13 protein-coding genes and 1 pseudogene are annotated in these 16589 nt (G+C 58.0%); 8 read left to right on the top strand and 6 right to left on the bottom strand.

The genetic code is table 11. The features are described 5' to 3' along the window. Positions 1-3: 3 nt before the first annotated feature. A complete protein-coding gene (locus SJQ66_RS02655; protein WP_036012238.1) occupies positions 4-801 on the bottom strand; it encodes an ABC transporter permease in 798 nt (265 codons plus the stop codon). Next, positions 774-1676, bottom strand: coding sequence for an ABC transporter permease (locus SJQ66_RS02650; RefSeq protein ID WP_024905097.1), 903 nt, complete (start codon positions 1674-1676; stop codon positions 774-776). Before SJQ66_RS02650 ends, SJQ66_RS02655 begins: the two co-directional genes overlap by 28 nt. Positions 1677-2127: 451 nt before the next feature. Between SJQ66_RS02650 and SJQ66_RS02645 the strand changes: the two genes are divergently transcribed. The 6 genes and pseudogenes from SJQ66_RS02645 (at position 2128) to SJQ66_RS02620 (ending at position 9109) form a co-directional block, all read left to right on the top strand. Beyond that, on the top strand, positions 2128-3003 hold the full coding sequence (locus SJQ66_RS02645; RefSeq protein ID WP_157685157.1) for a GntR family transcriptional regulator: 876 nt from the start codon (positions 2128-2130) through the stop codon (positions 3001-3003). A gap of 284 nt (positions 3004-3287) precedes the next feature. Further along, positions 3288-3551: a hypothetical protein gene (locus tag SJQ66_RS02640; protein ID WP_024905095.1), complete on the top strand. Its 264-nt coding sequence runs from the start codon at positions 3288-3290 to the stop codon at positions 3549-3551. Between the two features lie 94 nt (positions 3552-3645). Next, positions 3646-4902 carry a lactonase family protein gene (locus SJQ66_RS02635; protein WP_081765123.1) on the top strand — a complete coding sequence of 419 codons (1257 nt, stop codon included), beginning with the start codon at positions 3646-3648 and terminating at the stop codon, positions 4900-4902. Between the two features lie 235 nt (positions 4903-5137). Next, a pseudogene (gene araD, locus SJQ66_RS02630) lies at positions 5138-6910 on the top strand (L-arabinonate dehydratase). A gap of 45 nt (positions 6911-6955) precedes the next feature. Then, positions 6956-7687 (top strand): ribonuclease activity regulator RraA, encoded by a 732-nt coding sequence (locus SJQ66_RS02625; protein WP_024905092.1) that lies wholly within the window; start codon positions 6956-6958, stop codon positions 7685-7687. A 102-nt stretch (positions 7688-7789) separates the two neighbouring features. After that, positions 7790-9109 carry an MFS transporter gene (locus SJQ66_RS02620; protein WP_046153319.1) on the top strand — a complete coding sequence of 440 codons (1320 nt, stop codon included), beginning with the start codon at positions 7790-7792 and terminating at the stop codon, positions 9107-9109. Positions 9110-9216: 107 nt separating this feature from the next. Here the strand turns inward: SJQ66_RS02620 and hmpA are convergent, their stop codons facing one another. Continuing rightward, positions 9217-10392 carry an NO-inducible flavohemoprotein gene (gene hmpA / locus SJQ66_RS02615; protein WP_046153358.1) on the bottom strand — a complete coding sequence of 392 codons (1176 nt, stop codon included), beginning with the start codon at positions 10390-10392 and terminating at the stop codon, positions 9217-9219. Positions 10393-10561: 169 nt separating this feature from the next. Between hmpA and norR the strand changes: the two genes are divergently transcribed. After that, positions 10562-12166: a nitric oxide reductase transcriptional regulator NorR gene (gene norR, locus SJQ66_RS02610; RefSeq protein ID WP_320533577.1), complete on the top strand. Its 1605-nt coding sequence runs from the start codon at positions 10562-10564 to the stop codon at positions 12164-12166. 339 nt (positions 12167-12505) lie between these two features. Here norR and SJQ66_RS02605 read toward each other — a convergent pair whose 3' ends face one another. Together SJQ66_RS02605 and SJQ66_RS02600 are read right to left on the bottom strand one after the other, a co-directional pair. Continuing rightward, positions 12506-12913: a YunG family protein gene (locus tag SJQ66_RS02605; RefSeq protein WP_051504651.1), complete on the bottom strand. Its 408-nt coding sequence runs from the start codon at positions 12911-12913 to the stop codon at positions 12506-12508. 192 nt (positions 12914-13105) lie between these two features. Next, positions 13106-14080 carry a glycosyltransferase family 9 protein gene (locus tag SJQ66_RS02600; protein ID WP_024905087.1) on the bottom strand — a complete coding sequence of 325 codons (975 nt, stop codon included), beginning with the start codon at positions 14078-14080 and terminating at the stop codon, positions 13106-13108. Positions 14081-14493: 413 nt separating this feature from the next. Between SJQ66_RS02600 and SJQ66_RS02595 the strand changes: the two genes are divergently transcribed. Beyond that, entirely contained in the window at positions 14494-15201 is a 708-nt protein-coding gene (locus SJQ66_RS02595; protein ID WP_320533576.1) for a lysozyme inhibitor LprI family protein, read from the top strand. 29 nt (positions 15202-15230) lie between these two features. Here SJQ66_RS02595 and SJQ66_RS02590 read toward each other — a convergent pair whose 3' ends face one another. After that, positions 15231-16490: an MFS transporter gene (locus SJQ66_RS02590; protein WP_320533575.1), complete on the bottom strand. Its 1260-nt coding sequence runs from the start codon at positions 16488-16490 to the stop codon at positions 15231-15233. Positions 16491-16589 lie beyond the last annotated feature (99 nt).

Raw genomic sequence — 16589 nt, 5'->3', positions numbered from 1 at the left:
CCTTCAACGCTTCCGCCGCGCCGCCGCGTACCACGGTGCGCTCCAATCAGCGAGCGCTTTCAGCAGACGGGTGGCGGCCGCACTGCACACCATCAAAACAACAATCAGCGCGAACAACGGCGCCGTGGTCAAGTCCAGCCCGGCATCGTTCAGCAGTTTGCCAAAACCGGTGCTGATAAACATTTCCGCCGTCACCATCGCGCGCAGTGCGTGCGTCAGGCCGATGCGCATAGCAATCATCGTATGCGGATGGAGTGCCGGCAACAAGATGTAGCGAAACACCTGCAACCGGGTCGCCCCGTAGGCGCGGGCGACATCAATGGATTTTGGGGATACGGATCGGGCCGCCTCCGACATCGTCAGGACGACATACCAGACCGTCACCACGAATACGATCGCTGTCGTCATCAACAGACCGCGACCCAGCATCACGATGAACAACGGCACCAGGGCGGCCGCGGAGGTGACCACGAACATGGCGGCCCACGGTTTGACGACGGCGCGAACGACGTGGATCCGGCCCATTGCAATCCCCAATGGAATGCCGATGACGACGGACAGTACATAGCCGATCAGCATCTGCCAGACCATCTCGCCAAGACCGCGCCAAAACGTGCCATCACGCAGGGTATCGTGCAGCAACGTACCAAGCACCTGGCTTGGCGTGGCCAGCAGGGCATCACCAAGTCCGGCACCGGCAGCCTGCCACAACAGGCATACCAACAAAATGCCCAGCGTATTCAATATCCACGACGGAATGCGCGTCACACCCATCATGCACTCCGCGAAAGCCAGCGGCACGCACGCCGCTCGATCAATAGCAATCCTTCCTGGACCACCAGTCCAAGCAACGCCAGCACGACCAATACAGAGAGAACGCCAGCGCTGTCGAAGCGGGCAGAAGCCTGCTTCATAATACCGCCGAGGTTGACCGTCGCCAGAAACAACTCAGCGGTGATCATCGCATTGACCGCACGAATCGCACCAATCCGCAACGCGGTCAACAAGAAAGGCAGGCATGCGGGCAACAACACCAGTTGGATCAATTGCCACCGTCGCGCACCGTAGGCGCGCCCCACATCGAGCAGCCGAGGACTGACGTCTCGCGCCCCGGCATCCACGACGATGATCATGTCGAAAACGCACATGATGACGACCAATGCGACACGTGCCTTAAAAAACAGCCCGTACCAGATCATGATGAACGGTGCCCACGCGACGCTGGGCACTGCATAGATCAGCGTGACGACCGGATCCAACAACGCATGCACGGTGCGCGATCGGCCCATCGCCAATCCCACAGGCACCGCGATGAGCACGGCGATCAAGTACCCTAGCGCCATATGCCCCATCGAGGCCCACAGCGCGGCCGGAAGCGAACCGTCGCCAATCGTGGCCGCTAGTTTGTGCAACGTCGCCATCGGGGATGCCAGCAAGACGGCGGATTGCGTCCGGGCAACTGCTTCCCATACGAACAATCCCGATACGACGGAAGCAGCGCCAAGTGCCGCGGGCATCCGCGACGCCGACGGGCGACCGCGTGGGGATCTCGGCACTGCGCAAGCGCGTGTTTCCCCCTCGGGGGCCATGTTGTCGGCAACGGTGCGATCGCCACCAGTGCGAGATGGGACGAGTCGTCCCTTGGGATGATGCGACTTCGTTGCGCGCTCGGTCATTCCGGAATTCTTTCCTCTCTTGCAATCCCACCGCTGGGACGTAAGCAATTCATCGCCCGTCGATGCTACATGCACCTACGCAAGCTCGGTCAACAATACCGCAATCCCGATCGCTCCACGTCGATTACACGCTAGCGGAACAGGTAATCGCGCCACATTGCCGCAAAAATAACGTGCGCATCCATCGTGATGCCACGATCATTCAATGTTCGGTACTGGCTAGTCGAATAGATGATGTTGCATATTACGTCATATCATCTCGAAAAAAATGCGCGATTGACGGAACTTATTACTGTCCGGCATAGTGCTGCATTATTATTGATAATGCATTGACCTATCTGATTGAAAAATAGCATAGTCGACTTATTTGGATGCCGCGGCAATCGCCTTTCGGCAAGGTGATCTAAGCGCGGCAGCGACCGAAAATATTGTCTGTTTGATTGATCATTTAATGACAACCTCCGATTCGCACCCTTTTCCTCCGGATCCCCATGCCGCCAGCGACGCGGGGCTGGGGCCTGGTGCATTGGATGTCTCAGACAATCGCCCTGCGCCCGTCAGGCTGATTGCACCGTCTTCCGATAACTCCGGCGGACGTCAGCCGTTGTATGCGCGCATCCAACAGTTCATCCGGAATGAAATCGCCAGCGGCCGCTTGCGCGAGGGGGATCAGATTCCCACCGAGTCGGATTTATGCGATCAGTTTCAGGCGGCTCGCGCAACCGTGGCCAGAGCGGTGCAGCAACTCGCTTATGAAGGGTTGATTATCCGGCGACCAGGCAGTGGCAGCTTCGTTTCGATTCGCTCGATTAGTGCCCCGTTGCATTTGACGCAGGTCACCTCCTTCGAAGACACGCTGGCAAGCGAAAACGGTCGGGTCGACTATGAGTTGCTCGGATTCACGATGCGCGCGATGGGAGAGGCGGATGGCGCGGCCCTTCGCCGGTCACCAGTAGAAAAGGTGTTCGAATTACGTCGATTGCGTTTAGTCGAGGAACAGCGGACCAGCCTTGAAATACGCGTCATTCCGTTGGCGATCGGTCGATCGATGACAGTCGACATGCTGCACACGCATTCGATCCATCAGATGCTCGAGGAACTTGGCAGACCGGTCCGTCAGGTTCTTGGAAAAATTCGCGCTAAAGTCGCCGATGCGATCACCGCGAGTCATCTTGACGTGGCATTGGGAAGCGCGCTTCTGATTCGTGACTACACGCTGCACGATCAAGACGGTGAACCGATCATCTGTGGTGAATCGTGCTATCGCGCCGAGTACCACATCGATTACCAGGTCATCCAAAGTGACGACCGTTCGCGGCATCGGTGAAGTACCCGAATCACTTCATGCGCCAAACCGTATGACATATCCGCACTGACTTGGCACCAGCCACTCATTCAGGAACGTTACGTAAGGTTACTCATCTCGCAATGCCGTAGCACCTGTGACGGAAGTGCCGCTCTACACTGGCTTCACATCGAAACCAGATGGTGTGACGTCAAGCAGCGATCTCTCCGCGATGCGACACGCCAGGACGGCTTCCGATCATCGCCACGCGAAAAAGCAGTGTGAATACTGCCGACAGCGCGGCACGGAATCACAGGAGAAAAAGCATGAACAAGAAGGCAATCATCGGCACGGTGCTGGGTCTCGGCGTGCTGGCAGCATCCACCGCCGCGTCGGCACACGTGGATGTGGCGATTGGCGTGGGCGTTCCCGTGTACGCAGCGCCGGCGCCTGTGTATGCCGCTCCCGTACCGGTCCGCTACGGCTACTACAATGACGATTGGCGGGCACGCCGCTGGCATGAAGAACGCGCTTGGCGCCATGAGCAATGGCGTCGCGAAGAATGGCGCGATTACCACCGCGGCTGGTAATTGCCGCACATAGGCGCGGGAGGGACAGGGGCGAGGTTTGGGTGTAGATTAGGGTCATACCGCGTCTATTTTGGCCTCAACGACCCATTACGCAATGATCCATTCCGCCCCTGATTCCCCCGCTACAGCCGCCATCGACATTGCGTCTCCTATGGGCGGCCAGCCTTATTATGTGCTGGTCTCGAACGCACTCGATGGTGCGATCGGAGTCTATCGGATGGATCGTGAGACGGGTGCGTTGACGGCGAGGGCCAGCCTGGAAACGGGCGATGCCGTCTCGGCATTGGCACCCAGTCCCGACGGACGCTACGTGTTCGCGGTCACAAAGGGGCCAAAGGCCGGTGGCGCGGGCATTGCAGTCTTTGCGGGCGTCGACGCGGCCGAACCCTTCTCATTGCTGCACCATACGCCCATCGCGCATCCGCTTGCCTACCTTACCGTGGACCCGTCGGGACACTATCTGGTCGGCGCCTCCTATCATCAACATGCCATCGTGCTTTATCGGGTGACCGATATCGTCAATGGTCATGGTGATCCGGTACAGGTCGTCGGCGACATCGGCCACGCGCATTCGGCCGTGTTTTCCGCGAATGGTCGAGACCTCTATATCGCCGCGCTAGGTGATGACGCCATTCATGCATTCGCATTGCAGACCTATCCCACGCTAACCCTGGAAGCGGGCCCTACTGTCACCCTACCGGCAGGCTTCGGCCCACGGCATCTGCGATTAAGTGCGTCTGAAACACGTCTCTTGGTATTGAGCGAACTGCAAGGCACACTGGCGACTGTTTCGCGTAACCCCGATAGCGGTGCGCTCGGCGACGTTCAGGTTGCGCCGATACCCGACGCGATTTCACACCTTCATCCTGGGGCGGCGCGTGGACCTGCCAAATATGCGAGTAAGGGGCCGGCGCGTCCGGCAACGTGCCTGCCGCCAGAGGATCACCATGTCGAACAGACGCGGGCGCATACATTCGCACCGGTGCCCGATACCTCCCGCGAAGGCGACGTATGGGCCGCCGATATCCACGTGTCGCCGGATGGACGCTTCGTGTACACATCGGAACGCACGACAAGCCAATTGATTGGCTATCGTCACCGCGCCGATGCGCATGCGATGGGGAACGATACGGCCGAACCGGCCATTGATTACTTCCATTCCGCGCATACCGAGACGCAGCCCCGTGGATTTCGTATCGATCCGCAAGGTCGTTTCCTCGTGGCCTGCGGAGAACGCTCACAATTGGTGAGTGTTTACCGTATCAACGTGGAAGACGGCGCATTGCAGCGCGTGGCGCAAGTGCCAGGCGGACGCGGCGCAAACTGGATCGAGATCCTCGCGCCGCGGTAACAGGCTGGGCGTGTGGCAATGCGGGCACCGGCACCGATCGCCCGCTACGACGTAATTTGAACGCCCTCACGACCACGCCGATTCTTCCGTGAACCGCGCCCGATCAGGGAAAGCCCCCAACGACATTTCGAGATGGTAGCGATACCATCGACCATCGGTGAAGACATATGCCACCTTTATCAATATGGAATGGTAACGCTACCATCGCTTCTCTTCCTCGCCAGACAGACATGTTATGACCACCAATAGAAAGAAGCCTGAGGACCTCCGCAGCTATCGCTGGTACGGCGTCAATGACCTGCGATCATTTGGTCATCGGTCGCGAACGGCGCAGATGGGCTATCACGCCACCGATTACATGGGTAAGCCGGTGATCGCGATCCTGAACACGTGGAGCGAAGTCAATTCCTGCCACACCCACTTCAAACAGCGCGTTGAAGAAGTCAAGCGTGGCATCTGGCAGGCCGGCGGCTTCCCGGTGGAAATGCCGGTGATGACGCTCGCCGAGCCATTCCAGAAACCAACGACGATGCTGTATCGCAACTTCCTGGCAATGGAAGCGGAAGAAGTACTGCGTTCTTATCAGTTCGATGGCTGTGTGTTGATGGGCGGCTGCGACAAGACCACGCCGGGGCTGCTGATGGGCGCGATCAGCATGGATCTCCCGACCATCTATCTGCCTGCGGGACCGATGCTGCGTGGCAACTAGAACGGCCGGACATTGGGGAGCGGCTCCGATACGTGGAAATACTGGGCTGACCTGCGCGCCGGTAATATCACCGAGGATGAATGGAAAGGCATCGAAAGCGGTATCGCGCGTTCCCCCGGTCATTGCATGACGATGGGTACCGCTTCGACCATGACCAGCGCGACCGAAGCATTAGGCATGATCCTGCCGGGCTACTCCTCGATTCCGGCGCCGGACTCGCGCCATGCACAGATGGCGTCGTTGACGGGTCAGCGCATCGTCGAAATGGTCTGGACTGATCAGAAGCCATCCGACATCTTGACGGCGAAGTCATTTGACAACGCGATCACCACGGTATTGGCGATGTCCGGATCGACGAACGCGATCGTCCATTTGGTCGCCGTCGCGCGGCGCGCCGGCATTCCACTGACGCTATCGCGATTCGATGAATTGTCCCGCATCACGCCAGTGCTGGCTAACCTGCGCCCAGCCGGCAAATATTTGATGGAGGACTTTTACTACGCCGGCGGCCTGAGGGCACTACTGGTGGAATTGGGCGATCTGATCGATGGTACGCAGATGACCGTCAATGGCAAGACACTTGCCGACAACATCGCCGGCGCCGACATCCATGATGACGACGTGATACGCAAACGTGACAATGCCGTCCTCGAACGCGATGGCCTTGCCGTATTGACCGGCAACCTGGCGCCCGACGGTGCGGTCATCAAACCGGCGGCGGCTGAACCGCATCTATTGAAGGCACGTGGACCTGCCGTGGTCTTCAAGGACTACAACGACATGGCCGCACGCATCGACAACGATGACCTCGACGTATCCCCACATTCGGTCATCGTGCTGCAGCATGCCGGACCCGTTGGCGCACCAGGCATGCCGGAGTGGGGCCAGTTACCCATCCCGCAAAAGCTGCTGAAGCAAGGCGTGCGCGATATGGTGCGGATCTCCGACGCGCGGATGAGCGGCACCAGCTATGGTGCCTGCGTGCTCCATGTGGCACCGGAATCATTCGTCGGTGGTCCGCTGGCGCTCGTCAGGGATGGCGACATTATCGAATTGGATGTAGAGAAGCGGCGTCTGCATCTGGACATCAGCGACGCCGAATTGGCTACTCGCCGTGCAGCCTGGGTCGCGCCAAAGCGCCCGTTCGAGCGCGGCTTTGGCGTGATGCATCAAATCCATGTCACCCAAGCGAACAAGGGATGCGACTTCGATTTCCTGGAGGAACCCGTGAAAGTAACGGCCATCCCGACCGACGAGATGCTGCAACACGGCGCACGCGATGAGCCAGAAATCCATTAAGACTACCGCCCGATTGGCGACCTGCTCATTCAACCGAACAACACCATGACTTCATCCGATATCCCCGTCAGCGACGCCGCGCTAGAACAGCTGCGTCATGTCTCCACCGCAACGCTGACCACGCAGTTGTTCAAGCGTGGCTTGCGCAATGTCTTCCTGCAAGGGGTACGCCCCTTGGTGCCGCCATCGCCGGGCACACCCAATGTCGTCGGACCCGCGTTTACGCTGCGCAATATCCCCGCGCGCGAAGACATCGATCACGTCGGTATTTTCCAGGACCCGGATCATCCGCAACGCAAAGCAGTGGAAAGCGCACCGCCAGGAAGCATTCTGGTACAGGATTGCCGTGGTGAAACATCGGTCGCCTCGGTCGGGTCCATTCTGGCATTGCGCCTGGCAAAACGCGGTGTGGCAGGCATGGTGTCCGATGGCCCCGTGCGCGATAGCGGCACGATCGCTGAATTGGGTCTACCGCTCTGGTGCGCCGGCGCCAGTGCGCCATTGAATCTGGCCAGGCATCACGCGGTCGACCAGAACGTGCCGATTGCGTGCGGAGGCGTGGCAGTGTATCCGGGCGACATTGTCGTATGCGATGTCGACGGCGTCGTGATCGTCCCGCGTGAAATGGCGGAAGAGGTCGCACGAGATGCCGGCGAGCAGGAACTAATGGAGGCGTTCATTACGTCGCGGATCGCCGAAGGTCGGCCCTTGCGGGGCAACTATCCGCCTAACGACGAAACACTGGCAGCCTACCAAGTCTGGAAGACCCAGCGCTGATCCACGCGGCAGCACCGCTGGCGCAGATACGCCCCGGCTTTGACGGTAATCGTCGTGGTCCATAAGCGAGGGAGTCGCGCCCCTCATCGTGCAGGAGATTTTGTGAACACCGCCACTCCGCAGATTGACGCCCGACGTTTGATCAATCGCTTGGCATTGCGGCTAATGCCGCTGCTGGGGCTGCTTTACTTGGTGGCCTACCTTGATCGGTCGAATATCGGCTTTGCCAAACTGCAAATGCTTGGCAGCCTGGGGTTGAGCGAGACCGCCTATGGACTGGGCGCGTCGCTGTTCTTCATCGGCTATCTACTGTTCGAGGTACCCAGCAATGTGATGCTGCACAAATACGGCGCGGCGCGCTGGATTGCGCGCATCATGTTCACATGGGGAGTGGTGACGATCCTGCTCGCTTTCACCAAAAGCGCCACCACCTTTTATGTGTTGCGCTTCCTGCTGGGCGCGTCGGAAGCCGGACTGTATCCGGGCGTTATTTATTACCTGACCCTGTGGTTCCCGTCGCAATCCCGTGCGCGCATGCTTGGCTACTTCACGCTGGGTAGCAGCATGGGCAATATGATTGGCGCGCCAATCTGCGGTTGGCTGCTGGATAAGGGCGGCTTCCTGGGCCTGGAGGGCTGGCAGTTGGTATTCGTGGTGACCGGCCTGCCATCGGTTCTGCTGACCGTCGTGGTGCTGTACTGCCTGCCTGAATCGCCGGCAAGGGCACGCTTTCTCAGTGAGGGAGAAAAACGCTGGCTTGAAACAACTCTGGAAGCCGAGCGCGCGCAGGTTCGGCAAGCCGAGACAACGGACGTGCATGTCTGGCAAGTGCTGACCGAGGCACGGGTGATCGGCATGGCCTTTTATTACATGATGCTATCCATCTCTGTGTACGGTGTGGCCTACTGGCTACCGACACTCGTCAAGGGCTTTGGTGTCAGCAATACCACCAACGGCATGTTGAACGTCGCTCCCTGGTTGCTCGCGACGATCATTCTGGCCACCGTTCCTTCAAGGCTGCGGGCGAAGACCGATGGCCGAGATCGCATCGGGCCGGCCATGCTGATTTCGGCAATTCTCGGCATGATCTGCTTTCTGGGTAGCGTGTTCCTTCCTACCAATACCTCACGCTTCGTCGCGTTATGCCTTGGCGCACCATGCCTCTATTTGCTGTTGCCATTGTTTTGGACGATGCCGCCGCGGTTTCTGACGGGTGCGCGTGCGGCAGCGGGAATTGCAGCAATCAATTCGCTTGGCAATATCGGCGGCTTCATCGCGCAAAATATCGTGCCGTGGGTGCGCCAAGTCAGCGGCAGCGCGAAGGCGCCTATGCTAGTGCCTGCCACATGCCTGATGATTTTCGCGATCGTCACGGCGATCTTGCTGATCCGCCGCGGGCGCGGCGTCCTGCCCACCAGTTAGCGCTATTGACGCCGCCGCTTTGCACTGTGGAACCAATGGCACGGCACGTTTCGTCGCGACGCATCGCGCTTCGCTTTTCAAGGCGCCCCTTGGCAACGCACGTGGCCTTATGCGAGCTGTGCCGCAGGACCGAAGAATTCAAAAAATGCCTGTGATTCCGGTACACCGAGAACGGTGAGATGGCGCTTCACCATTGCCATGAAGGGGACAGGACCAAGAAAGTAGACGTCGATATCGCGGGACGCGGGCAACCATCCAGCCAGTTTATCGAGATCGAGCATGCCTCGCGCATCAGCTTTGTCACAGTCGGCGGGGTCGCTCAGACAAACATGATAGCGGAAGTTGCTGCGCCCGGCGCCATGCTCCCGAATCCATGCATCAAATGCCTGTACCGCGCCATTCCTCGCGCAGTGAATGAAGATAACCTCACGATCGGCTGGGGCCGCCTGAAGCATCGCAATAGCCGGGGTGATCCCTACTCCCGCGGTCAACAGCACCAATGGTCGAGCCGCATCTCGCAAAACGAATTCGCCCGATGGCGGAAACACGTTCAGCACATCGCCTACCTGCATGTGCTCGTGCAGATGCGTCGATACGATACCCCCGGCTTGACGCTTGACACTGATGCGTAGTTGCCGTCCATCCGCCGCGGCGGAAAGCGAATAGTTACGACGGTGCGATTGACCTTCTATATCAAGCACCAAACCAATGTACTGCCCAGGCGCGTGCACTAATACCGGCAGCCCGTCGTCGGGCGTGAGATGGAACGATGTAATTTCGCTACTCTCCGGCACTTTCTTCGAGATCACGAAGCGGCGCGCGCCGCGCCATCCTCCAGGCGCCGTGTCATTCGCATGGTAGCGCGCTTCCTCAGCCTGTATCAGGACATCCGCTAATTGTCCGTACGCGACGCGCCATGCATCCAAAACCGCGTCGGTCGCGACTTCCGCACCCAACACCTCCCGTATCGAGCGTAGCAAGCAGGCACCGACGATAGGGTAATGTGCCGGCAGTATCTGCAGCGATACATGCTTGTTGATGACCTGCGACACCAGCGGCCCGAGCGCTTCAAGGTTGTCGATGTGCCGGGCGTACATCAAAACGCCCCGCGCCAGTGCACGTTGCTGAGCACCATCCACTTGGTTCGCCTGATTGAAGAACGGACGAACGTCCGGATGTTCACGTAGCAACATTTCGTAAAAATGCCGCGTAAGCGTCTCGCCCCCGGTTTCCAGTAGAGGCACAGTCGCCTTGACGATGTCGCGTTGGTCTGGAGTCAGCATTGTCATTCTCCTGAATGGTTGTATGCATGTCATAAACACAGACCGTGCCACAATATAAATTCATATATTTCAGCAACTTGTATGTAATATAGTCATATTGACCCAACCATGTAACGTGGTCTTTATGACCAAGAATGCATTTATGCAGTCTTTTTGACTACACCTCGCAATGACGCTCCTATTCAAAACTTTATTGCCCTTGATAACAGATTTGACGAAGGAACTGAGCGAACACGATCGTTTCTCGCGTCTGCTCGACGCACTGTACGCACTGCTTCCATGCGATGCGATTGCACTGTTAAGACGCGAGGGCGAAACGCTCACACCGGTGGCAACTCGCGGGTTGAGTCCGGACACGATGGGACGCCATTTCCCGCTCGACCAGCATCCCCGCCTCCGAACATTGATCGACTTTGAGGGCCCTTATCGGTTTGCGCCTGACAGTGCGTTACCCGATCCTTATGACGGATTGATCGATAGCGGTGTGGGACTGGCTGTACACGACTGCGTCGGCTGCCGTCTGTCGATCGATGGCGGCGGCACGGTGTGGGGCGTATTGACGCTCGATGCACTGAACGCGGGTCGATTCGATGCCGCGGACCTGGAAACATTGGCCGCATTCGCCGCATTGGCCGCTGCAACGGTCCTCGTCAACGAACGTATTGCCACGTTGGCACAGCGTGTCGTGGATGAGCAGCAGGCCGCACAGCTTTATCGTCAAGCCGCGCTCGCGCAACGTCGGCCTGGCATGCTTGGTCAGAGCCGCGCGTTTCACGCTCTCTTGGAAGAGATTGACACCGTTGCGCCGAGTGACTTGACTGTATTGATTACCGGCGAGACGGGTACGGGCAAGGAGCGTGTCGCCGAGATGCTACATGGGCGGTCGCTGCGTCAAGGCAAACCGTTGGTAAGCCTGAATTGCGCCGCGCTACCGGAGTCGTTGGTCGAAAGTGAATTATTCGGACATGTCCGCGGCGCGTTCTCTGGTGCCCAACACGACCGTCGCGGAAAATTCGACTTGGCGGACGGGGGAACCTTGTTCCTCGACGAAGTGGGTGAACTGCCGCTCTCGATCCAAGGCAAACTGTTGCGGGTATTGCAAGGAGGTCAGTTACAACGCCTTGGCTCCGATCGAGAGCATCGGGTAGACGTCCGAGTGCTTGCGGCGACAAATCGTAATTTGGCCATCGAAGTAAGGGCGGGACGATTTCGTGCAGATTTGTTTCATCGGCTTGCCGTGTACGCTTTGCATGTACCGGCACTGCGCGAGCGGGGTCATGATGCGTTGCTGTTGGCCGGCTATTTCCTCGAAGATAACCGCAGTCGGTTAGGTCTACGAAGCATCAGGCTGAGCCGGGCGGCGCAACAAATCATTCTCCGCCATGACTGGCCCGGCAACGTGCGTGAACTTGAGCATATGATTGGCCGGGCGGCACTGAAGTCGCTGTCCCGTGCAACACGCCATGCCGTAGCGCGTCCGTCGATGCTTGTCATTGACGTAAGTGAACTGGATATCGATGGGCGGGCAGGTGACGTCGCCAGTGAAGATAACCGGTCGCCTCAGCAAGCACTTCCCGACGATTGCGTCGACGCCTTTACCAACAATCAAATAGCGGCTGGCATGTCACTACGCGAGGCGACCGACGCATTTCAAAAACGCGCGGTACTCGCGGCTTTGGCTCGCCACGATCAGCAGTGGGCGGATGCGGCCCGCACGCTTGGCATCGACCGCGCAAACTTGAATCGATTGGCAAAACGGCTACAGCTCAAATAAATTCTTCCACGCAAGACATTTTGTGAAATGTTCTGTTACGAAGCGATGACTAAAAATTAACGCGACCGGTAGGCCCATTGATTTTTCGGCATTTTTTACTGTTGAACGTCCGAGTTATCCACTGCACCTGTGGAAAAGTTGCTGCAGCGAATGTCACCTGAGATTTACTGATCGACGCACTAGGCCGTCACCCCGACAATTTTAGAAAAAGCGTCTTCGCCGCCGAATGTACAGCAAGATCGCTCAAGTGCCACGCTTACATCACGCCGCGAAAACGCCGTGCGGCGCACGGACTTATCTCATAATATGCAGGCTGGCTTCCAGTTTTCCGCGCAACGCTTATCCCATCGCCGCTGTCAAGCGCCCGGCGAGCAACTCGTATTTGGCAACGGAACAATCGCCGAGTGCCTCGTCCCGCGTGGCAGGCAAGTCCTCATAGGGAATCGGTTCAGCGAATTGCGAGACAGTCAGGTCCCATTTGGTTCCATCAATCACGTTGTAGAAATGGGTACCACCGCTAGTCCGCGTTTTCAGCAACGCACCACCGAAATGATCCTGTACGAGCAGCGAGGTGACACTGCAATGATTCCGAGCGGGATTTGCCAACGCCCACGCACCTGACGGGCTTGCCGTATCAGCCGCCCATAGCCGCCTTAAAACACGATATAGCGCAAGCGGCGTTGCAAAGACCCGCTTAGACGCTTCGGCCGTCGATCCCGCGTCTATTCTTGTACCGTCGTGTTGCATCGCGGCGCGCTCCTGATAGGTAGTAAGAACGTTGCCAATAAAAACCAGGCGTATCACCGTATGCCCATATCCCACTTTCCATCGGCAAATGCATGGTGCCAAGCAATAATGCAAAGCACGTCATCATATAACACCGGCGGAATGCAATGACGACACGGCCCTATCGCATCCCTCTGTTCACGCGGCACGGCGCTACTCTGCAAGCGTGCCTGCGGAATTCAGCCGCATCGCCGACGCCCTAGCCGCACATTCCTCCCGAAGTCGATCAAAAGCGGTAAGTACCTGCGACGGCATGAGAAGGTATTTCCACGTTTTCTCTTTTAAAAACCGTCCAGGCATCAGTTGCGGCGGCACGATGACCGTCGAGGGCGCCCAGCCCGGTTGCCATCGTTTTGCAATACTCCGACGCATGGCCAGGGAAACGGCTGGAATGCCCAGACTGGAGGCCAGATGCCCGATGCCTGAATCGTTACCTATCACCCATGCCGACATCGCAACGCGTTCAGCTACCTCATGCAACGATGGATAAGCGCGCAGCGGAATGCCATAGCTGATCACCCATTGCCAATCCGACAACGCTGAGAGCGGCACAAGGAACTCAGGGGAAAAACCGCGGCGCTGCAGTTGAAGCGCCACATTGACGAAACGCTGCGGCCGCCAACTCTTGTGCTGATCGCTCGCAACGGGGTGGATCAATACAAGATTCGAGTCGCGATACGATCGTCGCTGATCAGGCACTTTCATGCCGTTCGAACGAATCGCATCTGAAATACCAAAGCGTTCCCTGCAAATATCAATCTGGATATCGACCATGTTCTTTACTTGTCGATATACGGGCCACTCGTCCATCACCACGACCCGTGCCGGCCCCTCCGGCGTGCCAGCTAATCTGTCCGCGTCATAGGCATGGAGAATGACATCGCAATCTCGAAAAGCGTCAGGCATGTCCTTTTCATCCGGGACGGGCATTACATCGACCGTTGGAAACCACTGTCGCAACGCATGAATTTGATCACTGATGACTTTTATGAAGTGGCCGCGTCGCAGAAAATTTTCTACGATCACCATCGAAATCAGCGAATCGCCGAGACGCGGCGACATCACGAACACATACTTCGCCCCCATCTCGAACGGTTTATCGAGCGATCGATCCAAAGCACGTGTCATTGACATTTTTCCCCCGTCCGCACGCTTCAATGCGACAAAATTGTCTAGAAATATATTAGACCAATTTGTCGCCTTTCCGGGTCAGACATTTAATGTCGTCGCAACTTAGCAACAAGCAACGGCACACGGCAGCAAGTGACCGGGTCCGATGCGTCGCGCACGGACTAGACAATATTGTCTAAATATAAAATAATAGACACTAGCGTCTACTAAAAACTTGACTCGGCGGGCGACTGGCAATCGCCCGAGACAACGCGAAAAGCGAGGCCAGTGAACGGCGCACTAAAAAATCGCTTTTACAGCGACACATAGATACACACCACGCGCAACCGGCAAGGTCGATCACCATGACACACGGCTCACCAATTGCTGTTCCAGTACGATGCATCGGCGCGCTCCTTGGCGTGCTCCTCATGACGTCGGTGCACGCTGCCAGTTTCAACTGCAATAACGCCGCGTCCTTTTCCGAGAAGGCCGTTTGTCGCGACTCGCACCTATCTGCATTGGACGATACCTTGGCGTCGCGCTACGCGACGGCCTATGCCACAGCCGTGGATAAACGTGCGATCGCGGCGGTTCGTGATCATGAGTGGCGGTGGCGACAAACGCATTGCCGAGATAATGGATGTGTTCAAGACTGGTACCAGCGCCGAATCGCGGAACTGGAAGCGGACATCGTCAGCAGCGCAGGAGCGAATGCCACCGTTGCGTCCTCGCCGATCATAAAAAGCGAAAATGGTATGGTGAAGACAAAACGAACGCTCGGAATGACGACTAGCGTGTCCGGGAGCAATGCAGCGTCTCTTTCGCATTCGGCCGGGACGGCAGTGGGAGAATCCGAGATAAAGGTAGAAAAGGTGAACCTTACGCAGGCACCAGTGGGGCCTCTGCCCCCGAATTTCCAGGGCCGGCCTAAAGGCGTGATGCCGATCGGCGTGACGGGAAGATTCATCGATACCGTGACAGGCAATGACATCTTGCCTTTGCCGCCAACCAATTGGGCTTCGGTACCCGCGCTCCCGTCTCCGACATCGACGACCGACGATTCGCCGGGTCTTCGTCTTATCAACAAGGGTGGACGGACTACCGCACGCACGGTAGGCATTTTCGTCGGGTTCTAATACAGTAACACCCTGCAGAATCGCATCAATCAGATAGCATCATTCTTCGGTCGATCATAGAGCGATCCCGTCCGATACAATGCCGGAAACAATTTCGGCCACAGCACCGCCACGACCAGGGTGGCAATGCCGCCGGATATCACCGCCGCCTTCGTGCCCAGCCATGCGGCAGCAACGCCTGATTCGAATTCGCCCAATTGATTCGATGTGCCGATAAACAGTGAGTTCACTGCGCTGACGCGACCCAGCATGTCATCGGGTGTCCGCAGTTGCACCAGCGCCGTACGCACAACGACGCTGATCGTATCGGCCAGTCCCAACACGAATAGCGCCGCTAGCGACAGCACAAAGTCATGCGATATGCCGAATAAGACCGTCGCCACGCCAAAAACGCCTACGCCGATCACCATCGTCCTCCCGGGCCTGTCGCGCAAGGGAGACCGCGCAAGCCATATCGTACCCAGCAGCGCCCCTACCGCGGGCGCCGAGCGCAACGCGCCCAGACCGATCGGGCCGGCGTGCAGAACATCATGCGCATAAACGGGCAATAACGCAGTCGCACCGCCGAACAGGACGGCAAACAAGTCCAATGACAATGCCCCCAGAATCACCTTCTCGCGGCGGATGAACGACAGCCCACCGAACAGCGACGCCAGCGTGAACTTCGGCTTTGCCGCCACCGCCGATCCCTGATAGGTGCGAATGCCGCCGACACAGATTGCCCCCCCGAAAAAGCACATGCAACAGACCGCGTATACGGTGGGAGCACCGGCCAGATACAGCAAGCCGCCAAATGCCGGTCCCAGAATTTGCGCCGCCTGATTCGCCGATGCGGAAAACGCCGTGGCACTAGCGAGTTGCGCCCGTTCGATCAGACGCGGCAGAAGCGCTGATAGCGAAGGTGACTCGAAAGCGCGAACGCCGCCAACGAACCCGGCAAGCATGAAAAGACCGATTGGCGTGAGCCACCCGGCAACACTCGCAAGGCCGACCACACCCGCGCCAACGCCTTGGAGCGCCTGGCAGATTGCAGCGATGCGTCGCCGGTCGTAGCGATCCGCCACATGCCCAACGACGAAGGTCAGTAGAAACATCGGCAGAAATTGACAGAAGCCGACCATGCCTAATGCGAACGCGCTATGCGTCAACGCATACATCTGCCAACCAATGGCGACAGACAGCATCTGAAACGATAGCGACGTCAGTGCACGAGCGCACCAGAATCGACGGAATGCGGGGTGACGAAGCAATGCCATCGCACGGGTGCCGCCATCCAACTGCTCTCGCATGAAACAACCGTTTGGAAGTGAAAGATCACGCCCTCGCTAAACGCGATGCGTATATATCAAAAAAACCTTCCATGATTGTACTGCGGCGCCGCGTCACGG

Source organism: Robbsia andropogonis (assembly GCF_034047095.1).
GTDB lineage: Bacteria > Pseudomonadota > Gammaproteobacteria > Burkholderiales > Burkholderiaceae > Robbsia > Robbsia andropogonis.
The sequence above is the reverse complement of the archived record's forward strand: the minus strand, read 5'-3'. Positions and strand labels throughout refer to the sequence as shown.

Coding starts and splice junctions, on each gene's coding strand:
- SJQ66_RS02590 (WP_320533575.1), bottom strand. CDS start 16,490: ATGCGAGAGCAGTTGGATGGCGGCACCCGTGCGATGGCATTGCTTCGT.
- SJQ66_RS02645 (WP_157685157.1), top strand. CDS start 2,128: ATGACAACCTCCGATTCGCACCCTTTTCCTCCGGATCCCCATGCCGCC.
- SJQ66_RS02650 (WP_024905097.1), bottom strand. CDS start 1,676: ATGACCGAGCGCGCAACGAAGTCGCATCATCCCAAGGGACGACTCGTC.
- SJQ66_RS02600 (WP_024905087.1), bottom strand. CDS start 14,080: ATGACACGTGCTTTGGATCGATCGCTCGATAAACCGTTCGAGATGGGG.
- hmpA (WP_046153358.1), bottom strand. CDS start 10,392: ATGCTGACTCCAGACCAACGCGACATCGTCAAGGCGACTGTGCCTCTA.
- norR (WP_320533577.1), top strand. CDS start 10,562: ATGACGCTCCTATTCAAAACTTTATTGCCCTTGATAACAGATTTGACG.
- SJQ66_RS02625 (WP_024905092.1), top strand. CDS start 6,956: ATGACTTCATCCGATATCCCCGTCAGCGACGCCGCGCTAGAACAGCTG.
- SJQ66_RS02640 (WP_024905095.1), top strand. CDS start 3,288: ATGAACAAGAAGGCAATCATCGGCACGGTGCTGGGTCTCGGCGTGCTG.
- SJQ66_RS02595 (WP_320533576.1), top strand. CDS start 14,494: ATGACGTCGGTGCACGCTGCCAGTTTCAACTGCAATAACGCCGCGTCC.
- SJQ66_RS02605 (WP_051504651.1), bottom strand. CDS start 12,913: ATGCAACACGACGGTACAAGAATAGACGCGGGATCGACGGCCGAAGCG.
- SJQ66_RS02635 (WP_081765123.1), top strand. CDS start 3,646: ATGATCCATTCCGCCCCTGATTCCCCCGCTACAGCCGCCATCGACATT.